20 protein-coding genes are annotated in these 21,109 nt (G+C 52.9%); 6 read left to right on the top strand and 14 right to left on the bottom strand.

The window, feature by feature from the left end; genetic code table 11:
* Positions 1 to 7: 7 nt before the first annotated feature.
* From prfB to xerD, 4 genes are all read right to left on the bottom strand, one after another.
* A protein-coding gene (gene prfB / locus SC127_RS01995) for a peptide chain release factor 2 (protein WP_243079038.1) occupies positions 8 to 1,106 on the bottom strand; the annotation gives its coding sequence in 2 pieces (ribosomal slippage) (positions 8 to 1,030 and positions 1,032 to 1,106; 1,098 coding nt in all).
* Positions 1,107 to 1,710: 604 nt separating this feature from the next.
* On the bottom strand, positions 1,711 to 3,447 hold the full coding sequence (recJ, locus tag SC127_RS01990; protein ID WP_332624954.1) for a single-stranded-DNA-specific exonuclease RecJ: 1,737 nt from the start codon (positions 3,445 to 3,447) through the stop codon (positions 1,711 to 1,713).
* Between the two features lie 3 nt (positions 3,448 to 3,450).
* The gene (dsbC, locus tag SC127_RS01985; protein WP_215845698.1) at positions 3,451 to 4,164 is read right to left on the bottom strand and encodes a bifunctional protein-disulfide isomerase/oxidoreductase DsbC; all 714 of its coding nucleotides are present in this window, start codon (positions 4,162 to 4,164) and stop codon (positions 3,451 to 3,453) included.
* 21 nt (positions 4,165 to 4,185) lie between these two features.
* Entirely contained in the window at positions 4,186 to 5,079 is an 894-nt protein-coding gene (gene xerD, locus SC127_RS01980; RefSeq protein ID WP_243079036.1) for a site-specific tyrosine recombinase XerD, read from the bottom strand.
* 102 nt (positions 5,080 to 5,181) lie between these two features.
* Here xerD and fldB point away from each other — a divergent pair, with 102 nt between their 5' ends.
* A complete protein-coding gene (gene fldB / locus SC127_RS01975; protein ID WP_215845696.1) occupies positions 5,182 to 5,700 on the top strand; it encodes a flavodoxin FldB in 519 nt (172 codons plus the stop codon).
* Here fldB and SC127_RS01970 read toward each other — a convergent pair.
* The gene (locus tag SC127_RS01970) at positions 5,692 to 6,117 is read right to left on the bottom strand and encodes a protein YgfX (protein ID WP_215845695.1); all 426 of its coding nucleotides are present in this window, start codon (positions 6,115 to 6,117) and stop codon (positions 5,692 to 5,694) included. The genes fldB and SC127_RS01970 overlap by 9 nt on opposite strands.
* The gene (gene sdhE, locus SC127_RS01965; protein ID WP_215845694.1) at positions 6,092 to 6,358 is read right to left on the bottom strand and encodes an FAD assembly factor SdhE; all 267 of its coding nucleotides are present in this window, start codon (positions 6,356 to 6,358) and stop codon (positions 6,092 to 6,094) included. Before sdhE ends, SC127_RS01970 begins: the two co-directional genes overlap by 26 nt.
* Positions 6,359 to 6,599: 241 nt before the next feature.
* On the opposite strand from sdhE, the gene ygfZ reads away from it, so the two are divergent.
* Positions 6,600 to 7,586: a tRNA-modifying protein YgfZ gene (gene ygfZ, locus SC127_RS01960; protein WP_332624953.1), complete on the top strand. Its 987-nt coding sequence runs from the start codon at positions 6,600 to 6,602 to the stop codon at positions 7,584 to 7,586.
* A 556-nt stretch (positions 7,587 to 8,142) separates the two neighbouring features.
* Here ygfZ and SC127_RS01955 read toward each other — a convergent pair.
* The 6 genes from SC127_RS01955 to SC127_RS01930 all read right to left on the bottom strand — a co-directional run bounded on the left by SC127_RS01955 (position 8,143) and on the right by SC127_RS01930 (position 14,756).
* Positions 8,143 to 9,108: a sugar-binding transcriptional regulator gene (locus SC127_RS01955; protein ID WP_243079034.1), complete on the bottom strand. Its 966-nt coding sequence runs from the start codon at positions 9,106 to 9,108 to the stop codon at positions 8,143 to 8,145.
* A 121-nt stretch (positions 9,109 to 9,229) separates the two neighbouring features.
* Entirely contained in the window at positions 9,230 to 10,087 is an 858-nt protein-coding gene (locus tag SC127_RS01950) for a phosphogluconate dehydrogenase C-terminal domain-containing protein (protein WP_243079101.1), read from the bottom strand.
* On the bottom strand, positions 10,087 to 10,899 hold the full coding sequence (locus SC127_RS01945) for a sugar phosphate isomerase/epimerase family protein (protein ID WP_243079033.1): 813 nt from the start codon (positions 10,897 to 10,899) through the stop codon (positions 10,087 to 10,089). The genes SC127_RS01950 and SC127_RS01945 overlap by 1 nt, the downstream gene beginning before the upstream one ends.
* Positions 10,899 to 11,675, bottom strand: coding sequence for a triose-phosphate isomerase family protein (locus tag SC127_RS01940; protein ID WP_332624952.1), 777 nt, complete (start codon positions 11,673 to 11,675; stop codon positions 10,899 to 10,901). Before SC127_RS01940 ends, SC127_RS01945 begins: the two co-directional genes overlap by 1 nt.
* 2 nt (positions 11,676 to 11,677) lie before the next feature.
* Positions 11,678 to 13,423: a dihydroxyacetone kinase family protein gene (locus SC127_RS01935; RefSeq protein ID WP_243079031.1), complete on the bottom strand. Its 1,746-nt coding sequence runs from the start codon at positions 13,421 to 13,423 to the stop codon at positions 11,678 to 11,680.
* Positions 13,407 to 14,756, bottom strand: a complete 1,350-nt coding sequence (locus SC127_RS01930; RefSeq protein ID WP_243079030.1) for an MFS transporter — start codon at positions 14,754 to 14,756, stop codon at positions 13,407 to 13,409. Before SC127_RS01930 ends, SC127_RS01935 begins: the two co-directional genes overlap by 17 nt.
* Before the next feature lie 432 nt (positions 14,757 to 15,188).
* On the opposite strand from SC127_RS01930, the gene rpiB reads away from it, so the two are divergent.
* Both rpiB and tal read left to right on the top strand, forming a co-directional pair.
* Positions 15,189 to 15,647 (top strand): ribose 5-phosphate isomerase B, encoded by a 459-nt coding sequence (gene rpiB / locus SC127_RS01925; RefSeq protein ID WP_215845689.1) that lies wholly within the window; start codon positions 15,189 to 15,191, stop codon positions 15,645 to 15,647.
* A 159-nt stretch (positions 15,648 to 15,806) separates the two neighbouring features.
* A complete protein-coding gene (tal, locus tag SC127_RS01920) occupies positions 15,807 to 16,757 on the top strand; it encodes a transaldolase (RefSeq protein ID WP_215848223.1) in 951 nt (316 codons plus the stop codon).
* A gap of 91 nt (positions 16,758 to 16,848) precedes the next feature.
* Here the strand turns inward: tal and trhA are convergent, their stop codons facing one another.
* Complete coding sequence (gene trhA / locus SC127_RS01915; RefSeq protein WP_215845688.1) at positions 16,849 to 17,502, bottom strand: PAQR family membrane homeostasis protein TrhA; 654 nt, start codon at positions 17,500 to 17,502, stop codon at positions 16,849 to 16,851.
* Positions 17,503 to 17,803: 301 nt separating this feature from the next.
* Between trhA and SC127_RS01910 the strand changes: the two genes are divergently transcribed.
* On the top strand, positions 17,804 to 18,523 hold the full coding sequence (locus SC127_RS01910; RefSeq protein ID WP_332624951.1) for a MurR/RpiR family transcriptional regulator: 720 nt from the start codon (positions 17,804 to 17,806) through the stop codon (positions 18,521 to 18,523).
* Between the two features lie 124 nt (positions 18,524 to 18,647).
* Positions 18,648 to 20,087, top strand: a complete 1,440-nt coding sequence (locus SC127_RS01905) for a 6-phospho-beta-glucosidase (protein WP_215845686.1) — start codon at positions 18,648 to 18,650, stop codon at positions 20,085 to 20,087.
* 65 nt (positions 20,088 to 20,152) lie between these two features.
* Here SC127_RS01905 and SC127_RS01900 read toward each other — a convergent pair whose 3' ends face one another.
* Entirely contained in the window at positions 20,153 to 20,896 is a 744-nt protein-coding gene (locus SC127_RS01900; protein WP_243079028.1) for an SDR family oxidoreductase, read from the bottom strand.
* Positions 20,897 to 21,109 lie beyond the last annotated feature (213 nt).

Genomic DNA, 21,109 nt, shown 5'->3' with positions numbered 1-21,109 from the left:
CGGTTCCTTATAACCCTGCTTTTAAACTTGCTTCAATGAATCGATCCAGATCGCCGTCCAGCACCGCTTGGGTGTTGCGGGTTTCAACGCCGGTACGCAAATCTTTGATACGTGAATCATCGAGAACGTAAGAACGGATCTGGCTACCCCAACCGATGTCGGATTTGTTGTCTTCCAACGCCTGCTTCTCGGCATTTTTCTTTTGCATCTCAAGCTCATACAGCTTCGCCTTCATCTGCTTCATCGCTTGATCTTTGTTTTTATGCTGAGAACGGTCGTTCTGACATTGCGTCACGGTATTGGTTGGAAGGTGGGTAATACGCACCGCGGATTCAGTACGGTTAACGTGCTGACCACCCGCACCCGATGCGCGGTAAACGTCGATACGCAGATCGGCTGGGTTGATTTCGATATCAATATCGTCATCCACTTCCGGATAAATAAAGGCCGAGCTGAATGAGGTATGACGACGACCACCCGAATCGAACGGACTTTTACGCACCAGGCGATGCACGCCCGTTTCAGTACGCAACCAGCCAAACGCATAATCACCTGAAACACGAATCGTGACCGATTTAATTCCGGCTACGTCACCTTCAGATTCTTCAATAATTTCAGTTTTGAAGCCTTTGGCTTCAGCCCAACGCAGATACATACGCGCCAGCATGCTGGCCCAGTCCTGCGCTTCGGTGCCACCAGAACCGGCTTGCAAATCGATATAGCAGTCAGCGCTGTCATATTCGCCAGAGAACATGCGGCGGAATTCTAATTCGCCCAGCTTGCCTTCCAGCACATCCAGTTCGGTAACGGCTTCGTTAAACGTTTCTTCGTCGTCCGCTTCTACAGCCAATTCCAGCAAGCCCTGTACATCTTCCAGGCCTTGAGTCATTTGGTCGAGGGTTTCAACGATAGCTTCCAGTGAGGAGCGCTCTTTTCCCAGCGCCTGTGCACGATCTGGCGTGTTCCAGACATCTGGCTGCTCCAGCTCGGCGTTTACTTCTTCGAGGCGTTCTTTCTTAGCATCGTAGTCAAAGATACCCCCGAAGAACGTCGCTGCGCTCGGTGAGGTCTTGAATACGGTTTTTAACCGGGTTGATTTCAAACATGGCTTTAGCGTCTTTTTAGCGTTCGATGGGTGAGAAATTAACGCATAAGTTTACCCGAAATCGACGCCAGTTTGTAGCGCTGAGACCGTCTGCGACGGGAAGGCATTTCGCAAACCGAAACAACAGGAAAAAATTCGCGCTTAATTACTGGAAACATCAAAGGGGTTGCTTTACAGATAATTAAGGAAAAACCTGTTTCACAGACTGCGTTATGCTAAAAGCCACAAGAAAAGCCTGCATTTTTTACGGTTAAAATGACACCCACCTAAAAAAAGTGGCTGAAAAATAAATAAAAAATGAATATCGGGTTTTCAAATTACGTTTTATCGATGAAAAACCCATAATACCCAGCAAGATCCAATAAAACATCCACACGCGTCAAAAACGGTTTTCTTATCTTCTGTTTTCAATCGTCAATTCAACATGTAAGCAACGGATGCCGCCCTCAACACGGAACGACTTTTTAGCCAATACCACGTGGACGGATGAAACACTTCATTCCAGGTGATGAAGTGTGTATATCTCTGTTTTTAGTACCCTGCCACTCGGAGCACGTCGAATTTCATCTGTCTTGTTTCTTTTTGGCGTGCGGGCGCGCTCTTTTTTAGCCCAGCGGCCACAGGTGATCAATAATCAGCTGAACCGTCCGGTTGCCACGATACTCATTGATATCGAGTTTGAACGCCAACTCGACATGACGCACGCTGCTGTCCGGCCACAAGGTGGTATCAACGTTAAACGCGATGCCATCAATCAGCGGCCCTCCATCCAGCGGCTCAACCATCACTTTCAAATGGCGCTCGCCAACCAAACGCTGTTGCAGTAGCTTGAATTTTCCGTCAAAGGCGGGTTCAGGGAAAGCTTGTCCCCAAGGCCCCGCTTCACGCAGCATTTCTGCGGTTTGCAGCGAAAAATCCGAAGGATGCAGCGCACCATCCGACCAGATAATGCCCTGCAAAGCTTCCCCCTTCAGCCACTCACCTACCAGCTCGGCAAAGCGCTGCTGAAACTCGTCGTAACGCGCCTCTTCCAGCGACAATCCTGCTGCCATGGCGTGGCCACCAAACTTCAACATCATGCCAGGATAAAGCGTGTCCAGCCGCTCCAGCGCATCACGCAGATGCAAACCGGCAATCGAGCGGCCCGAGCCTTTCAAGGTGCCGTCTCCGGCAGGGGCAAACGCAATGACCGGACGATGAAAGCGCTCTTTTAACCGCGAGGCCAAAATCCCCACCACGCCCTGATGCCATTCAGGATGATAAAAAGCCAACCCCAGCGGCAAATCGGTTTGTTCGCGCTCTAATTTCTGACACAGCGCCAACGCCTCGCTTTGCATCCCCTGCTCAATCTCTTTCCGCGTTTGATTAAGCGCATCGAGTTCGCTGGCCAGCATGCGTGCCTGGCTGAGATCGTCGGTGAGCAATAACGCCACGCCAACTGACATATCATCCAGCCTTCCTGCGGCATTCAGGCGCGGGCCGAGCGCGAAGCCCAAATCGCTGGCCACCAGCTGGCGTGCCTCACGATTAGCAATTTCCAGCAGTGCGCGAATGCCAGGACGGCATTTCCCCGCGCGGATGCGGCTTAAACCTTGCCACACCAAAATACGGTTATTCACATCAAGCGGCACGACATCGGCCACCGTGCCGAGCGCGACTAAATCCAGCAAACCGGCCAGGTTTGGCTCCGCTCGCGCCTCGCCGAACCAGTTAAGTGACCGTAAATGCGCACGCAGCGCCATCATTAGATAAAATGCTACGCCAACGCCCGCCAGCGAACGCGACGGGAATGCACAATCATTCAGGTTGGGATTAACGATGGCATCAGCGTCCGGCAGCGTTTCACCAGGCAAGTGGTGGTCGGTAACCAGCACAGGAATGCCATGCTGATGGGCATATTCCACACCCGCATGTGACGAGATGCCGTTATCAACCGTCAGGATCATTTCAGCGCCACGCGTACGCGCCTGTTCGACCACTTCAGGGCTGAGTCCATAACCATCTTCAAAACGGTTTGGCACCAGATACTGCACGTTGCCGCCGCCCATGCTGCGTAATGCCAATACGGTTAGCGCGGTGCTGGTTGCGCCATCGGCGTCAAAGTCACCCACTACCATAATACGGCGACCATCCAGCAAAGCTTGATGCAGCAGCGCAACCGCTTTATCGATGCCGGTTAATGCCTGAAAGGGCAGCAAATTTTTTGCGCCGCGTTCCAGATCGGCCGGATCGCACACGCCGCGCTGCAGATAAAGACGCTTTAAGAGCGGCGGAAGATCCGCCGGTAAATTGTCCGCGATCTGTACCTCGCGGCGACGCAATTCAACTTCTTTATTCAACACCGGTTAACCACCACGTTTTTGACTATCCAGTACTTGCTTCAGCTCTTTCGGGCCTTGATAACCAGGGATCATCATGCCGCTGTCGGTAAGAATCGCAGGGGTTCCCTGAATTCCGAACAGAATGCCCAGCTTGTAGTGCTGCTCGATATCGATATTACAGGAGTCGGGTGCAGACATTTTTGGTGAATCGCCCTTCATGGCTTCATCAAAGGCTTTATTGCGATCGGCGCTGCACCAAATCGCTTTCATGGCGGTTTCAACCTGCCCTTGCACACCTTCACGCGGGAACGCCAGATAACGTACGGTGATGCCCAGCGCGTTGTAATCCGCCATTTGCTCATGCAGCTTGCGGCAATATCCGCAGGTAATGTCGGTAAAAATCGTCACGACGTGCTGCTCTTTCGGCGCTTTATAAATGATCATTTGTGGAACCAGCGCTTCCACTTTTTTATCCAGCAGCTTGTTGGTTACGTTAACAGGCTGCGCTCCGCTCACGTCATACAGCGGACCCTGGACCATATGTTTGCCATCGTCGGTCACATACAACACGCCGCTTTCGGTGAGCACCGTTTTAAACCCTGCCACAGGCGCGGGTTGAATTTCAGCTTGCTGGATACCTATCTTTTTTAACGATTGCTGTATGGCGGCGTCGTCAGCCTGAGCCAGACCGGAAAAGGTGCCAGCCAACAGGGCCAGCATGGCAAAATGCTTGTTCATCGTCTTCCTTATTTCCGCCGGTTATGCACGCGGATGATGTTGTTGGTGTAACAGACGCAGGCGCTCAGTCGCGACATGCGTATAAATTTGAGTGGTCGAGAGATCGCTGTGACCCAGCAACATTTGTACGACACGCAAATCGGCCCCGTGGTTCAGCAAATGGGTCGCAAATGCATGGCGCAGCACGTGTGGCGACAGCTTTTCGCTGTCAATGCCCGCTAGCGTGGCATAGTGCTTAATGCGATGCCAGAAGGTTTGCCGCGTCATTTGCTGCGCACGATTGCTAGGAAACATCACATCCAGCGTCTGCCCATTCAGTAGCCAAGGCCGACCGTGATCCAGATAGTGCTCGATCCAGTAAACCGCTTCTTCACCTAAAGGCACAAGTCGCTCTTTATTCCCTTTACCGATCACGCGTACCACGCCCTGACGCAGGCTGATATCGCTCATGGTCAAGCCAACCAGTTCGGTAACGCGCAGGCCGGTGGCGTAAAGCAGCTCCAGCATCGCTTTGTCGCGCAGTTCCAGCGGCACATCAATGTTGGGTGCCTGTAACAGGCGTTCAATCTGCGCTTCACTGAGATCTTTTGGCAGCCGCTGCGGTAATTTGGGCGCAGAAAGCATGGCGCTGGGATCATCCGTACGCAGCTTCTCACGATAGAGATATTGAAACATGCGCCGCATGCAGCTCAGCAGACGTGCTGAACTGGTGGCTTTGTAGCCGCCTTCAACGCGCTCAGAGAGAAACTGCTGGAGATCGAGTGCGCTGACGTTGAGCAGCGTGAGCTTATGATGCCCAAGCCAGCTGGTCAGCGTTTGCAAATCCTGACGGTAAGATGACAAGGTATTTTGCGCCAGATTACGCTCTATCCAGAGCGCATCAAGAAACTGTTCTGTCAGTTCGCTGTCTTGCACGTTATCCCCGCCATTCGATGTGAAATCGTGCTCATTATGCCTGATTCAAATCCACTTCTGATACAATTGCGCCAAAGTCAGCCTAAACAGAGCATTAACTGCATGAAGATCGGTCTTTTTTACGGTTCCAGTACCTGTTACACCGAAATCGTAGCGGAGAAAATGCGTGATTTTATTGGTGAAGAGTTGGTCACGCTGCACAACGTAAGGGACGACGATCCCAGCCTAATGGAGCAGTATGATCTGCTTATTCTGGGCATTCCGACCTGGGATTTCGGCGAGTTGCAGGAAGACTGGGAAGCGATTTGGCCGCAATTACCCGGGCTTAACCTGCAAAACAAAATTGTCGCGCTGTACGGCATGGGCGATCAGATTGGCTACAGCGAATGGTTTCTTGATGCGCTAGGCATGTTGCATGATTTATTGCAGCCAATGGGCGTGCGCTTCGTGGGTTATTGGCCGCTAGAGGGTTATGAATTTACCAGCCCGAAACCGCTTACGGCTGACGGTAAACAGTTCGTGGGTTTGGCGCTCGACGATGTGAATCAGTTTGAAGTGACCGACGAGCGAGTCGAACAGTGGTGCGAGCAGGTGTTAACCGAAACTGCCGAGCTATTTTAACGGAGCCGTTGCAGCCGGTTCGCTGAGACAGCAGGCGCGTAAGACGCGCCATTCAGCGGGCTGCATGTTGTCTTGCATCAGCCACATCCGCAGCTGTTTTCCCTGCTCACTCTTTCCCACCAGCAGCACCGCGTTGGGTAACCAGCGCAGCGGCTGTTGCAGCTGCCAGCGGATGCCTTGCCAGCACCAGCAATGCGCGCTTTCCCGTTGCAGCCAGCCCTCTCTTTGACGTAAGCGACGATCATTGCGCCACCCTTCCCAAAGCATTAATGCTAACAACGCCATCTTGAAGAGCACCCCGTTTTCAGCCGCAGGCATAAGCGCAACAAATATCATCGCGCCGCTTAACAGCACCCACTGAATATGGCGTGCGCGGCGCGAAGGGTGCAGCTTACATTGCCACTGGGCCACGTTCACGATTACGCTGCTGGATAAGATTTACCATCCGCTTCAGTTCAGGATCGCTGGGTTCACCGTGATTCATCATCCAGTTAAACAGATCGGGATCGTCACTTTTTAATAACGCGATAAAGACCTGCTTGTCGATGTCCGACAGCGAGTCAAATTCGTACTTGAAGAACGGCATAATAGCGATATCCAACTCCAGCATGCCACGACGGCAAGCCCAGTGAATGCGCGATTTTTCATGAATATCCATGCGTCAATTTCCACAGTTCAAACAATGACGGCTAGTGTAACCTGGATTCCGTTGGGCTGCAGGCGCTCCACACAGTGCTGTGCAGCAGGCCGCAATTTATGACTATGATTTTCAGGGTTATCACGCGATTTGTGCGGCGTTTTCGGTAAACAGGTTGCAATGCCTCCCGGCTCTTTTAACATTGAAGACATTACAGTGATAAACACCGTTTCGGATGAACCTTTCAACTCAGGATATCCCCATGCCTACTTATACCTTACCGCCGCGCCAACCTGCCGCGTCGTCACGTCTGCCTTTAACGCTGATTTCGCTCGAGGCTTGGGCATTGGTTTCTGTTTATGGCGCTGACAGCACCAGTTATCTACAAGGTCAGCTAACGCTGGATGTCGCTGGACTGGACGCCGCGCATCACTCGTTGGCGGCGCACTGCGATGCCAAGGGCAAAATGTGGAGCAACCTGCGTCTGTTTCATCGCGGCGAAGGTTACGCTTATCTGGTTCGACGCGAGTTGCGCGACACCCAGTTGCCAGAGCTGAAAAAGTACGCGGTGTTCTCCAAAGTGACGCTAACCGCTGATGATGACGCCGTGCTGCTGGGCGTCGCGGGTTTTCAGGCGCGCGCCGCCTTAGCCAATCTGTTTGACACGCTGCCAGACAGTGAAACGCCGGTGGTACAGCAGGGCGAAACCACGCTGCTGTGGTTTGCGCATCCGGCGGAGCGTTTCTTAGTAGTGACTTCGCTGGAACAGGCCGAAGTGCTGAAACAGAAACTGGCAGATGATGCGCAGTTAAATGACAGCACCCAATGGCTGGCGCTGGATATTGAAGCCGGTATTCCGGTGATTGACGCCGTAACCAGTGCGCAATTAATTCCGCAGGCGACTAATCTGCAAGCGCTGGATGCCATCAGCTTTAAGAAAGGCTGTTACACCGGGCAGGAAATGGTGGCGCGCGCCAAATATCGCGGCGCTAACAAGCGTGCACTTTACTGGCTGGCAGGCCAGGCAAGCCATATCCCGGCGGCGAGTGATTCACTGGAACTGCAAATGGGCGAGCGCTGGCGCCGTACCGGCACCGTGCTTAGCGCTGTGCAGTTGGATGATGGCGAATGTTGGGTGCAGGTGGTGATGAACAACGATCTTGAGCCAGACAGCGTGTTGCGGGTTGAAGGTGATGAAGGTGGCAAGCTGACTATTCAGCCGCTGCCTTATTCATTAGCCGAGGGTTAACGCTGCCTGGTTGCGAATCAAGCCGCATGTGGCAGCGTCTCCTTCCCCTATTTATGCGGGAAGGTCGGGATGGAAAACAGCCAGCACAACCCAATAAAGTCAGTCGTCGCTTGTCCCCCACCTCTGTCCTCCCCCACATGTGGGGGAGGAAGATGCTGCCAGATGCGAGTAGTGAAGCTGCATGTGGCAGCATCTCCTTCCCCCATTCATGGGGGAAGGCCGGGATGGGGGACAGCCAGCACAACCTAATAAAGTCAGGCGTCGTTTGTCCCCCACCTCTGTCCTCCCCCACATGTGGGGGAGGAAGATGCTGCCAGATGTAAGCATCGAAGCTGTATGTTGCAGCGTCCCCTTCCCCTATTCATGGGGGAAGGCCGGGATGGGGGACAGCCAGCACAACCCAATAAAGACAGGCGTCGTTTGTCCCCCACCTCACTCCCCCCCCACATGTGGGGGAGGAAGATGCTGCCACATGCGAGTAGTGAAGCTGCATGTTGCAGCGTCTCCTTCCCCCATTCATGGGGGAAGGCCGGGATGGGGGACAACGCGCAGAGGACTACTGCGTCATATTCAAAATGGTGCGGATATTCTGCGCGGTAGTGGCAATAATATCGATCGCACCCGTACGCAAAGCACCAAGAATCGCCAAGGCTTTGGTGTTCTCTGAAGCAATTGCAATCACGCAGGGGATCTTGCGTAACTCATCAATGCTCAAGCCAATAACCCGGTCATTCATCACCGTGTCAACGTGCTGACCCTGCGAATTGAAAAAGTCGTAGCCCGCGATATCACCGGTCACGCCCTGGTTCAGGCTGGCATCAATGATTTCGTGCGGACTAAACCAGCCCAATTTGACCATATAACTGTTTTCATTCATGTCACCGATACCGACCAGCGCGATATCCGCTTTACGCGCGCGATCCAGCGTCTCTTTAATGGTGCCGTTCTGCATAAAAGCTTCTTTCAACGCACGATTTTCCACGTACGCCGGGGCATACAGCGTTTCGCTAATACCACCAAATTTTTTCGCCAATCGACGGCTGATATGGTCGGCATTGATCGCATCGCCGGGCCGATGTGTACCGCCAATACCGCTGATAAAGTGGCAATTACGCGTTGGCACCTGGCCAGGATGATCGGCAATCGCCGCCACGTTGCGCCCTTGACCTACCGCAACCACTGAATTTTCTTTCAATGATTGCTCAAGATGGGTCGATACCAGCGCAGCCAGTTGGCGACGTTGCTCATCGCTGTCCTGTAAATCCAGCGCAATCAGCGCACGTTGTAACTGGGGAAAACGATCAAGAAGTTGTTGCTCGAGGCGGGTACTGAACACCGGATGGTAACGCACATTAATTTCAACAATGCCCTCTTCCCGGGCGCGTTTCAGCAATCTTCCGACTTTGATGCGTGAAATGCCAAACTTACGCGCTATCTCTTCCTGGGTAGTTTCGTCCTGATAATAGGCGACCGCGATTTCCGTCAGCAGTTCTGAATCCTGAGAAAGCGTGTGTTTTTCCATGCGTTATCTGTCTCGCAGTGAGTTACCTGACTAAGCACAGGCGTTTCAGGAGGGGATTTATATCACTGATGCGGCTCAAATCGCCAGGCATAGGCAATATGAGCCGCGACAACTTCACAGATTAGCGACGAATAGCATCGATTTTCAGCATGCGGGCAATCACGATATCGAGTTCTTTCTGATCGAAGATCTGTTTCCAGTCTGGCTTAACGATTTTCTCGCGTCCATATTCCATGGCGATCATGCAGGCATCGGAGAACGGGTTGGTAGCGCGGAATGCAACAGCCAAGGCAATCTGAATATGGCCATACAGCATCGCTTTAGCTGCTTCTTCCGGCACGCCGCTGTGCTTAACGGTTTCATCCAGCGCTTCTTTCATGAAGGCACCCACCATGCAGGCCACGGTTTCAACCAGCGTAGGCTCAAGGTAAGCCAATTGGGTAACGGTAACCCAATGTACCTGCTCAACCGGGCCATACATCACGCTGATGACGTTGCTCAGTTCCGCTTTCTGCTCGTCGCTGCCTGCTTCATAAGAGGCCGCAACGTGCTGAATAGCCGCAATGCCACCAAAGGCGTCGGCGTGCTCCTCTTTGGTATAACGCTCCAGGAACACGGAGGGATGACAGGGATGCGCCACGGCGTAATCAATGTCATCGCGGTGTGCAATCAGGTTGGCATAGGCCGCTGCGGGATCAAGGGTTAACAGCACCGCATCTTTCTTCATCTGCGGTACAACGCCTTCCGACACTTTACCCAAGACAATATCCGGCACCGCCAGAATCACAACATCACTCAAGGGGACAACGGAAGCTGCATCGGAAAGCTCACGGCCCTGCGCGGTAACTTGCTCCTGCGCCTTGGGTGAGTTCTCGCAATAAAAGACCTGGTAATCACTTTTCTGGAAGTTGGCAGAAATGCGCATGCCCATTTTGCCGCCTGCGCCAATCACGGTGATGGTTTTTAATTGGTTCATTATTATGACTCCTGAGCTTGTTTACTACGTAAGAATTCCACGGTGCGAAGTGTCCACTCGGCTTCACGCTGACAGGTGATCGCTGCATCTTCCTGCCACGGTAGCCAGTGTTCGACGATTTGATTGATGCCTTTTTCTGCCGGGCGCACGCTGGCAATCATCCGGTCATAGTCGAGTAAGCCGTCCCCCATCAGACAACCGGCGTAGGTGAATCCCACCCAACCGTCACGACGGGAAAATGCAAAATCTTTGATGTGCAGATTACCGACGCGTGCAGCGGTGTTGGCGATAACCTGTTCCGGTAGCTCCAACCCAGCGACGCAGTTGGCGGGATCAAGGCAAACGCCAAGCCAAGGTGACGGAAATTGATTGATCACCGACATCATGTCGGCGGTCTTGACCTGCTCGTAAGTTTCCAAACACAGCATCACCTGCTGGCGCTCATAGTCCGGCAGAATGACGCCGATCAACTGCGCGGCCTCTTCCAATGACGGACGATGGCTGGCGGTATAGAACATGGAGCGAACAACGTGGGCATCCAGAATATTGGCCATATGCAGATAACGTTGCAGATGGGCCGTACCCAGACCGCGAGTGCCCAGTTCCAGTGTGATGCCCAGCGCATCGGCCTGCTGACGCAACGCCTGTAGCTGTGCATCGGGCCAACTCTCGATCGCCGGATAATCACAAATTTGAAACACAGAAACATCAAGCGCGGCCGTTTGCTCCAGCATCTGCGCCAACGTTAACGGCTCCGGCACTTGCGATGACATGCGCCAGAAAAAAGCATACGTGCTGAGTCCGATACGGCTCATTAACGGATCTCCTTAAGCAGCGCGCTGGCTTCATCAACGATTTGCGCCAGCGCTTTGGGATCGTGGGCGAAACGCCCGAGAAACAGTCCATCGACATCACCCGCCAGGCGCTGAATCAGGCCGGGGCCGGCGCTGCCGCCGTAAATCACCTGCAAATCGATGCCATCGGGTGTTTGCAGGTCACGCAAACCGGCACACACCGCGCGAATGTAGCTGTCCGGCGCGGGTTGCGGAGCGCCAATCGCCCATTGCGGTTCGTAAGCGAAGAACACGCTGCCCTGCAAACCTTGCTGCCCGGCATTGGCCAGGGCCTCAGCAAGCTGCTGTTGGCACAGCGCAATCGCCTGCGCCGGTTCGCCTTCTTGCTCTTCACCGATGCACAACACCGGCGTTAAACCGTGGCGTAAAGACATCGCCACTTTGGCCGCGATCTGTGTTTTGTCTTCATGGAAATGACGACGGCGCTCAGCATGACCAATCTCAGCCAGCGAACAGCTCAACTCCTGCAACATGCTGGCGCTGACTTCACCGGTCCAGGCGCCATTTTCTGCCTGGCAGACATCCTGGCCGCCAAAGCGAACAGGCGTATCGGCAAAAATCTCGGCAACCGCCGGAATAGCCGGATAAGCCGGTAACACAAACAGCCCAACCTCACCTTGCTGGATGGCTGGATGACGACGCGCCAGCTCGGCGACGTCACGGCACCATGTCAGCGTTTGCTGATAGCTGAAGTACATTTTCAGGCTGACGCCCAGCCAGATGGCAGGTTGAGACATGCTTAAACTCCTTGATCTGCGGTCGCGTTATCGTTGAGCAGGTTTCCCACGGTGTTGACGATCATCGCTAGCGAAATGGCGCCAGCATCGGGTGTTCCTAAACTTTTTTCTGCCAGCGGACGGGCACGGCCCATCTTTGGCAATAACTGGGCGGTCGCTTGTGCGGCGTTATCCGCCACCTGCGCCGCTGTTAACCAGGCATCAGTTAATGAAGCGCCTTGCGCCACAGCGTCGTTCAGGCTGTCGGCAAACGGCACCAGCACATCGACCATGGTTTTGTCGCCCACTTTGGCTTTACCAAAGTGCATAATGCCTTCTTGCGCGTGACGTACCCCGCTGGCAACACGCTGCGCATCAGGCTGATGTTGATCGCCCAACGCCGTGCCCAGCGCGGTCAGCGCAACACCCCATAATGCTCCCGAGGTGCCGCCCGCTTTATCTGCCCAGGCATCGGCCGCACGACACAGCAGCGTTCCCGCGCCTGCGCCACGCGCCGCCACTTCACGGGCTTTTTCTACCGCGCCTAATACGCCGCGCTCCATACCAATACCGTGATCGCCATCGCCAGCCACTGCATCAATATCACCCAGTTTCTCGGCGTTGGCTTGCAGCATCTGCGCCACGGCTTCCAGCAGTTGCAGCACGCGCTGTGCGCTCTCCTGCGATTCTGCGCTTGCCTGCGGTAACGTTTCCTCTGTCTGCTCTACACATTCCGCTGGACTTAGCGCTTCAGCAACGATCACGCTGCCTTTGCGATAGGCTGGAGCATTAGCGGGTGCGCACCAGAAGGTTTCCAGCTCCTGGTCAAGCCACATCAGAGTTAATGATGCGCCTGCCATATTGAAACTGGTAACGAACTCGCCGACATCAGGCTCAACGACGTGTAACTTCGCGGCATCCAGCAACTGCGCGACGCGACGGTAAACCACAAACAGCTCTTCGTATTTCACCGTACCTAGCCCATTGAGGATCACCGCGACCCGCTGACCTTCTACCGTATTGATGCCTTGCGGCAGCTCGCTCAGCAAGCGATCAACGAAAATCTCAGCCAGCTCGTCGGCGGTCGGCACGTCGGTTTCTTTGATGCCCGGCTCGCCGTGAATGCCCAGCCCTAACGCCATGCGCCCTTTTTCCACTTCAAACAGTGGATGAGACGCGCCAGGTAAGGTACAGCCTGAAAACGCGACGCCAAAAGAACGCGTGCGGTCATTGGCGTGGCGTGAAACGTTGAGCACGCGGGCTAAATCGTAGCCCGCTTCCGCGGCGGCGCAGGCCACTTTAAACACGGTGAGATCGCCCGCTACGCCACGACGTTTTTCAATTTCATCAACGCTGGCGCTGGAGATATCATCAGTTACCGCCAGCACTTCGCAGGGAATGCCTTCGCTGCGTAGACGCTCGCAAGCCTGACCAAAATGCAGCACATCGCCCGCATAGTTACCAAACATCAGCAGCACGCCGCCACCGTTATCTGCGGCGCGCGCCACGTTGTAGATTTGCTGCGCGGAAGGCGAGGCAAACAGATTGCCCATCGCCGCACCGTGCGCCAGACCTTGTCCGACTAATCCGGCGAAGGCGGGATAATGACCTGAACCACCACCGACAATCACCGCGACGCTGCCCGCCTGGCTGCGTGTACTGCGTACGACGCCGCCAGGTACCTGCCGCACTTTGTCTGCATTCGCGGCGACAAATCCTTCGATAAGTTCGGAGGCAAAGGCTGAAGGTTGGTTAAACAGGTAGGTCATTGTTCGTGCTCCTGGCTAAAGGGGTCGGCTGAATCTGGCGGCGGCGGTTCAACAACAGCATCAGCACGGCTGACAGCAGCATGAATCCACCCACCACAAACATCGGGATGGTGTAACTGTTGGTCGCATCGTGTAGCGCACCGGTGATGTAACCTGCCGAGAATCCCGCCACGTTGCCCAGCGTGTTAATCAAGGCAATCGCCGCGGCGGCAGAGGCGCCGGTCAGAAACTGCGTCGGCAAAGTCCAGAAGTTAGGTAAGGCAGCGAAAATCGAGCTGGCGGTAATCGCAATCACCAAAATGGTGGTGAACGGTGAATCCATATAAAGCGCCAGCGGCACGCTAATTGCGCCGGTTAACGCCGGGATAGCGATGTGCCAGGTTTTGCAACCACGACGCGAAGCATCTCGTGACCAGAAGAACATCACCACCGCAGCAACCAGATAAGGCACGCCAGTAATCATTCCTTTTTGCATCACGTTAAAAGTGGTGCCGAACTGCTGCTGGAAGCCGCCGATGATGGTTGGCAAGAAGAACGCCAGCGCATACAAACCGTAAATGAAGCCGAAGTAGATCAGGCACAGCATCCATACGCGACCGTTGCCCATCACCGTGCGCACACTCTGATGACTTTTCTGCTGTTTCGCGTTGTTTTCCGCTTCCAATTCTTTGGTCAGCCAGGTTTTCTCTTCACTGGTCAACCATTTCGCCTGACGCGGTGAATCCACTAGCCAGAACAGCGCCACGAAACCAATCAGAATGGCCGGGATGGAGACGCCCAGGAACATCACACGCCAGCCTTCCAGTCCAAACAAACCATGTTGCTCAATAAAGGCTGCCGCCAGCGGCGCACCGAACACCACGGTCAACGGTTGGGCGAGATAGAACAGCGACAGAATTTTGCTGCGATGGCGTGCCGGAACCCACATGCTCAGGTAAAGAATCGCACCCGGGAAGAAGCCCGCTTCAGCAATACCCAGCAGCAAACGCAGGCCGTACAACCCTTGTACACTGCTCACCCAGGTAAACAGCAGCGAGACGATACCCCAGCTGATCATAATGCGCGCCAGCCAGCGGCGTGCGCCAAAGCGATGTAGCGCCAAATTACTCGGCACTTCTAACAGGATGTAGCCAATAAAGAACACGCCTGAAGCCAAACCAAACTGCACCGCAGTCAGGCCGAGATCCTGGGTCATGCCGTTCGGGCCGGCGAAGGAGATTGCGGTACGGTCCAGGAAGTTAATAAAGAACATCAAGGCGACAAACGGAACCAGTCGCCAGGAGATTTTACGAATGGCGGATTGTTCAATCGCCGTCATGGTTGTCTGGGTCATGACGCACCTCCGATACGGGCGCGATAAGAGAAAGTTGGTGTTGGCAATACGCAGTACGCATTGTCGATGCAGGTGCATTGAGTAGGGTTTGGGTAACGCATGTTCGAGTCCTCGATGGGTCTTCTTGTACATTGGTAACACTGCGCGAACAAATGAACACTACACGTATAATTGCTCATCACTCAAGCGCACTTCCCAAAACTGTGAACCCGTTCAAATGATTTGAAATAGGTCAATTTTCAGATTCACGTCACCATTTCAGCCGCAGGTCAGGCGTAGCATGGCGTGGAGTAAAGGGGGTGATCAGAAAAATCGGCCAAAAACAAATGAACGCATATTGAACATATGAACAAGTTTGTGGCAGGCTAGTGATGAACATCTTTTAGCCTGCATCTGATGCAGGTTGAACCGCGTAACCTGCTGGAGAAAACGATGAAAACAATCGCTATTGGCGCTGATGATGCGGCCATTGAACTGAAGAATTTGATCAAACGTCATTTAGAAGAGAAGCAGTACGACGTGCTGGATTACAGCAACGATGCGCAAAACGATCGCCCAATGTACCCGGATGTCGCTTTTGCGTTGGCTAATGCCGTTAAAGAGGGCAAACACGATCGTGGGATCCTGCTGTGCGGAACCGGTATCGGCGTGGCTATCGTTGCGAACAAAGTGCCGGGCGTGCGTGCTGCGCAATGCCATGACACTTTCTCTGCTGAACGTGCACGTAAAAGTAACAATGCACAGATCATGACCATGGGTGCGCGCGTTATTGGTTCAGAGCTGGCGAAAAATATCGTCAACGCCTGGATGGCGTCAGAGTTTGAAGGTGGCGGTTCAACCGCTAAAGTCGAAAAAATCGAGTATTACGAACAGGCGTGCCAGAGCAAATAAGCACCCTTTTCTCACCCGGCGAAACCCGATATTTACCTGCGGTTTCGCCTGATTCAGGCGTCTTCAGCTCTCGCTCATTCCATTGCGACATCGCTTTCGCAGGGATAAGTGCGCGCGTCTTTCTGTGGCCGCCCTGTTCTCTCGTTACGGAGTAAAATGATGAACCAGCTAGAGGCGTTAAAACAGTACACCACCGTGGTCGCGGACAGCGGCGATATCGAGTCGATTCGGCATTATCATCCGCAGGATGCCACCACGAATCCGTCGTTGATCCTTAAAGCCGCCAGCCTTGAAGGCTATAAGCACCTAATTGACGACGCAATTGATTACGCCAAAACCCAAGGCGGCAGCAAGCAAACGCAAATTATCAATGCCAGCGATCGCGTAGCGGTGAATCTGGGACTGGAAATTTTGAAAAGCGTACCGGGCCGCGTCTCGACGGAAGTGGATGCTCGCCTCTCCTTTGATCGCGGCATGTGCGTGACCAAGGCTGAAAAGTTGGTGCGCATGTATGAAGATCAGGGTATTAGTCGCGCGCGAATTTTGATCAAACTGGCCGCAACCTGGGAAGGCATTCGCGCCGCCGAAGAGCTGGAACGCAACGGTATTCAGTGTAATTTAACGCTGCTGTTTTCCTTTGCTCAGGCACGCGCCTGCGCCGAAGCGGGCGTTTTTCTGATTTCGCCTTTTGTTGGCCGCATCTACGACTTCTATCAGAGCCGCGAGCCGCAAAGCATTTATGACGCTGAAAACGATCCTGGCGTGGTATCCGTGCGTAACATTTATCAGTATTACAAATCCCATCGCTACAACACGGTTATCATGGGCGCCAGCTTCCGTAAAATCGAACAGATTCTGGCGCTGGCGGGCTGCGATCGCCTGACGCTGTCGCCTAATTTACTGCAAGAACTTGAAGCCAGTGATGCGCCACTTGAACGTAAACTTACGCCATCAACTGCGGTACTGAATCCACCTTCGCCGCTAACAGAGGCGGCTTTTCGCTGGGAACATAATCAGGATGCAATGGCGGTAGAAAAGCTGGCAGAAGGGATCCGTCAGTTCGCAGTGGATCAACAGAAGCTGGAAGATCTGCTGGCCGCGAAGCTTTGATCCGCATTTACGGGCTTTAGGTTTTAATCGATCTGTTTGATGCTCAGATAAGAGGCGGGAATGGCTCCCGCCTTTCTTGTTGGCTAAAAAGTTACATTACGTAGAAGTAGATTGCGCAGAAATGACACACGCTGCCGCCCAACACAAAGCCGTGCCAGATGGCGTGGTTATAAGGAATGCGGCGCGACACGTAAAAAATCACGCCCAGCGAATAAATAATGCCACCTGCGGCCAGTAGCCAAATCCCGCCGGACGAGAGTTTCATCGCCAGTTGATAAATCACAACCAGCGACAGCCAACCCATACTCATGTAAGTCACTAGCGACAGCACCTTGAAGCGATGCGCGATGGTCAGTTTAAAAATAATGCCGGCCAGCGCCAGGCCCCAAATCACGACCATCAATCCATGCGCCAGCGGCGATTTCAAACCCACCAACAGGAATGGCGTGTAGGTTCCAGCAATCAGCAGGTATATGGCGCAGTGATCGAGCTTTTTTAGCCAAGGCTTGGCACGTTTATGGGGAATTGCGTGATAAAGCGTTGAGGCGAGAAACAGCAAAATCATGCTGCCGCCATACAAGCTGTAGCTGGTGATTGCGGTGGCATCTGCGCCCATATCAATCGCCTGATTGAGCAGTAACACCAGCCCTACAATGCCGAACAAGCAGCCCAAACCATGACTGATGCTGTTGGCAATTTCCTCTGCCAATGAATAACCCGGTAGCAATACGCGGTTTTCGGTCATAAAAAAGGGAGCCCTCAAAGGTATATACCCTCATTAATTCGCGTTGCAGGCAGTCGGCAAGGGAGCCAGTCCCGAGAACTTATTGGGGTAAGTGACCGGGCCGAGCAAGCGTAGCCAACGCATCTGCAGCTGGAAGTATGACAGGTAGAGTGATTGCAAATATCTGCGCACCAGAGTAACCGGGAACGATTTCAGTGTACACTTGTACGCTAAAATTAATCTGTGAACCGTTGTAACCATCCACACGCTGACTGAATCTGATAAACTGCCTGCCGGTTCACTGCACAATGAGCACTTTCTGATGTTCTCGCACCGCGATCTAGCCAGTCTCAATGACCTCGAAATTCAGGTTTACCAATTCATCATCAAACACCGTGAAAGCGTCAGCTATATGACGATTCGCGAGCTGGCGGAACAGGCCGAGGTGTCTACCACCACTGTTTTACGTTTTTGCCGCAAGATGCATTGTGACGGCTGGTCAGAATTTCGCATTCGCCTGCGTCTGGCAGATGAAAAAACTCAGCCACTGATGAACACCTCCGGCGTGAATGAGATGCTGAGCTTTTTCAAAAGTATTAATAACGCAGAGTTTGAGCAGTTAATTAGTCAGGCCGCGCAGATCATTAATCAGGCTGAGCATATATTTTTTATTGGTGTAGGAACCTCCGGGAGCTTAGCTAAATATGCTGCGCGTTTTTTCTCTAACGTCGGGAAATTCAGCCACGCCATCGACGATCCTTATTATCCGGTTAGCCCAAGTCTGAATGAAAATGCAGTGGCGATTATTTTGTCGGTATCAGGCGAAACGGAAGAGATCCTGCGACTGGCCAGCCAGTTCAGCCAGCATCAGTGCAAAACGCTCTCTATTACCAATAATGAAAGCTGTTCGCTGGCAAAAATCAGCGACTTTAATCTCTCTTATCACGTGCCTCTTATTCGCATGGCAGATAATTTTGATATCACCACTCAAGTGCCGGTTATCTATATTCTGGAAGCGATTGGTCGGCAGCTTAATAAATAAAACATCCTGTTTTTTAGCTGTAACAGATTACCATTCTAACACGTTGTTATATCGTGACTTTAAAGAGTGCTTTGCTACACTCAGGCCAATTTATTTTATCTCTGTCTGATATTGAGGGCTAAACATGAGTGAAGCATTACAGTTACCAAAAGGATTCCTTTGGGGCGGCGCGGTCGCGGCACATCAGGTTGAAGGCGGCTGGGATCAGGATGGCAAAGGCGTCAGTATTTGTGACGTACTGACCGGCGGCTCACACGGCGTGAATCGCGTGATCACCGACGGCGTGCAGCCCGGCAATTTTTACCCCAATCATCAGGCAGTCGATTTTTATTCTCACTACAAACAGGACGTCGCGCTGTTTGCTGAAATGGGCTTCAAATGCTTCCGCACCTCCATTGCCTGGACCCGCATCTTCCCGAATGGCGATGAACAGCAACCCAACGAAGCGGGCCTGCAATTTTATGATGACCTTTTCGACGAACTGCTGAAATATGGCATCGAACCGGTGATTACCCTTTCCCACTTCGAAATGCCCTATCATTTGGTGAAAGAGTATGGCGGCTGGCACAACCGCAAAGTGGTCGACTTTTTTGTACGCTTCAGTGAAGTGGTATTAGAGCGATACAAAAATAAAGTGAAGTACTGGATGACTTTCAACGAGATCAATAACCAGCGTAACTGGCAATATCCCCTGTTTGGTTACTGCTGCTCAGGCGTGATCTTTACTGACCATGAGAAGCCGGAACAGGCGATGTATCAAGTGATGCACCACCAGTTTGTTGCCAGCGCGAAAGTAGTGAAGTTAGGCCATGACATCAACCCAGACTTCCAGATTGGCTGCATGATTGCGATGGTGCCGGTTTATCCTTTCTCCTGTCATCCTGATGATGTGGTAATGGCGCAGGAAGCAATGCATCAACGTTATGTCTTCAGCGATGTGCAGATGCGCGGTTATTATCCCGCCTATGCGCTGAAAGAGTGGGCACGCAAAGGCTACGAGATTCAAATGGAAGCCGACGATGCTGAAACTCTGCGTAACGGCTGTGCTGACTACGTTGGCTTCAGCTATTACATGAGCAACGCGGTGAAAACCGACGCCCGCGGCGTTGATGACCCGATTACCGGTTTTGAAGGCGTGGTGAAAAACCCACACGTTAAAGCGTCCGATTGGGGCTGGCAGATTGATCCAGTGGGTTTGCGTTACGCGTTAAACGAACTCTACGAGCGCTATCAGAAGCCGCTGTTTATCGTGGAAAATGGCTTTGGCGCCATTGATAAACCAAACGCGCAAGGCGTGATCGAAGATGACTACCGCATCGACTATTTGCGCGCGCACATCGAAGAGATGAAAAAAGCGGTGACGCACGACGGCGTTGATTTAATGGGCTATACGCCGTGGGGCTGCCTGGATTGCGTCTCTTTCACCACCGGTCAGTATGATAAGCGTTACGGCTTTATTCACGTGAATAAAAACGACGATGGCAGCGGTGATTTTTCACGCTCGAAGAAGAAAAGCTTTAACTGGTATCAACAAGTGATTACCAGCAACGGTGAAGTGCTTTAACGCAGAAAATTAGAACGATTGCTTAAAGCGAAAACGCCGCAGCTTATCTCTGCGGCGTTGTTGTCTTAGCGACCGCCTGCAGCATCAATAAAGCTTCCGGTGATGTAGGAAGCGGCATCGCTGGCTAACCAGACTATCGCTTCAGCAATCTCTTCCGCCTGACCGCCGCGCCCGATTGGAAGTGCACTGCCTAGCCGATCAACTCGGCCCGGTTCACCCCCATCAGCATGCATTTCAGTGTAAATCAGTCCTGGCCGAACCGCGTTTACCCGAATGCCCTGCTGCGCAACTTCCAGCGATAGCCCTTTTGTTAGCGTGTCCATTGCGCCTTTTGAGGCTGCGTAATCGACATATTCATTCGGCGCCCCCAACCGTGATGCCGCAGAAGAGACATTGACGATGGCTCCTCCTTTTCCGCCATGATGGGTTCCCATACGTTTTACCGCTTCACGACAGCAGAGAAAGGTGCCTGTGACATTGGTAGCAAACACCTGTTGAATACGTGCCGCATCGAGTTGTTCCACGCGACACTGCTTGAACAGAATACCGGCATTGTTAACCAACACGGTTAACGGCGCGTCTTGTTCATCCAGCCGTTCAAACATCGCCATCAACTGATCTTCATTGCCGATATCAGCTTGTACCGCAAAAGCGTCGCCGCCCTGCTGCTGAATTTCTTCCACCACACGTAACGCTTCCGCTTCACGCTGACGATAATTGACCGCCACCCGATAGCCTTTTGCCGCCAGCATTAACGCTGTCGCGCGACCAATACCTCGACTGGCACCTGTGACTAATGCAAGTTCCATTATTGCCTCCATAAAAAAGGACCGAAGATTCGGTCCTTAAATTAAAGGAAATCACGCCTTTTACCCTAAATAATTCATAGCCAGTACATCTGCTGCACTAAGAATGGCGAGTAAATCTTGTTCATTAACACAATATTTACCCTAAATAATTCGCGTTGCAGGAAGGCGGCAAGTGAGTTCATCCCCGGGAGCTTACATAAGTAAGTGACCGGG

It is taken from the genome of Pantoea sp. T14, assembly GCF_036663535.1.
GTDB lineage: Bacteria > Pseudomonadota > Gammaproteobacteria > Enterobacterales > Enterobacteriaceae > Pantoea > Pantoea phytostimulans.
This window is presented reverse-complemented; position numbering and strand designations above follow the sequence as displayed.

What these genes read in the sequence shown, in the direction of transcription:
- SC127_RS01905 (WP_215845686.1), top strand. Translation starts at nt 18,648, where the DNA reads ATGAGTGAAGCATTACAGTTACCAAAAGGATTCCTTTGGGGCGGCGCG.
- SC127_RS01955 (WP_243079034.1), bottom strand. Translation starts at nt 9,108, where the DNA reads ATGGAAAAACACACGCTTTCTCAGGATTCAGAACTGCTGACGGAAATC.
- fldB (WP_215845696.1), top strand. Translation starts at nt 5,182, where the DNA reads ATGAAGATCGGTCTTTTTTACGGTTCCAGTACCTGTTACACCGAAATC.
- SC127_RS01900 (WP_243079028.1), bottom strand. Translation starts at nt 20,896, where the DNA reads ATGGAACTTGCATTAGTCACAGGTGCCAGTCGAGGTATTGGTCGCGCG.
- dsbC (WP_215845698.1), bottom strand. Translation starts at nt 4,164, where the DNA reads ATGAACAAGCATTTTGCCATGCTGGCCCTGTTGGCTGGCACCTTTTCC.
- SC127_RS01910 (WP_332624951.1), top strand. Translation starts at nt 17,804, where the DNA reads ATGTTCTCGCACCGCGATCTAGCCAGTCTCAATGACCTCGAAATTCAG.
- SC127_RS01940 (WP_332624952.1), bottom strand. Translation starts at nt 11,675, where the DNA reads ATGTCTCAACCTGCCATCTGGCTGGGCGTCAGCCTGAAAATGTACTTC.
- trhA (WP_215845688.1), bottom strand. Translation starts at nt 17,502, where the DNA reads ATGACCGAAAACCGCGTATTGCTACCGGGTTATTCATTGGCAGAGGAA.
- ygfZ (WP_332624953.1), top strand. Translation starts at nt 6,600, where the DNA reads ATGCCTACTTATACCTTACCGCCGCGCCAACCTGCCGCGTCGTCACGT.
- SC127_RS01935 (WP_243079031.1), bottom strand. Translation starts at nt 13,423, where the DNA reads ATGACCTACCTGTTTAACCAACCTTCAGCCTTTGCCTCCGAACTTATC.
- sdhE (WP_215845694.1), bottom strand. Translation starts at nt 6,358, where the DNA reads ATGGATATTCATGAAAAATCGCGCATTCACTGGGCTTGCCGTCGTGGC.
- SC127_RS01945 (WP_243079033.1), bottom strand. Translation starts at nt 10,899, where the DNA reads ATGAGCCGTATCGGACTCAGCACGTATGCTTTTTTCTGGCGCATGTCA.
- SC127_RS01930 (WP_243079030.1), bottom strand. Translation starts at nt 14,756, where the DNA reads ATGACCCAGACAACCATGACGGCGATTGAACAATCCGCCATTCGTAAA.
- rpiB (WP_215845689.1), top strand. Translation starts at nt 15,189, where the DNA reads ATGAAAACAATCGCTATTGGCGCTGATGATGCGGCCATTGAACTGAAG.
- tal (WP_215848223.1), top strand. Translation starts at nt 15,807, where the DNA reads ATGAACCAGCTAGAGGCGTTAAAACAGTACACCACCGTGGTCGCGGAC.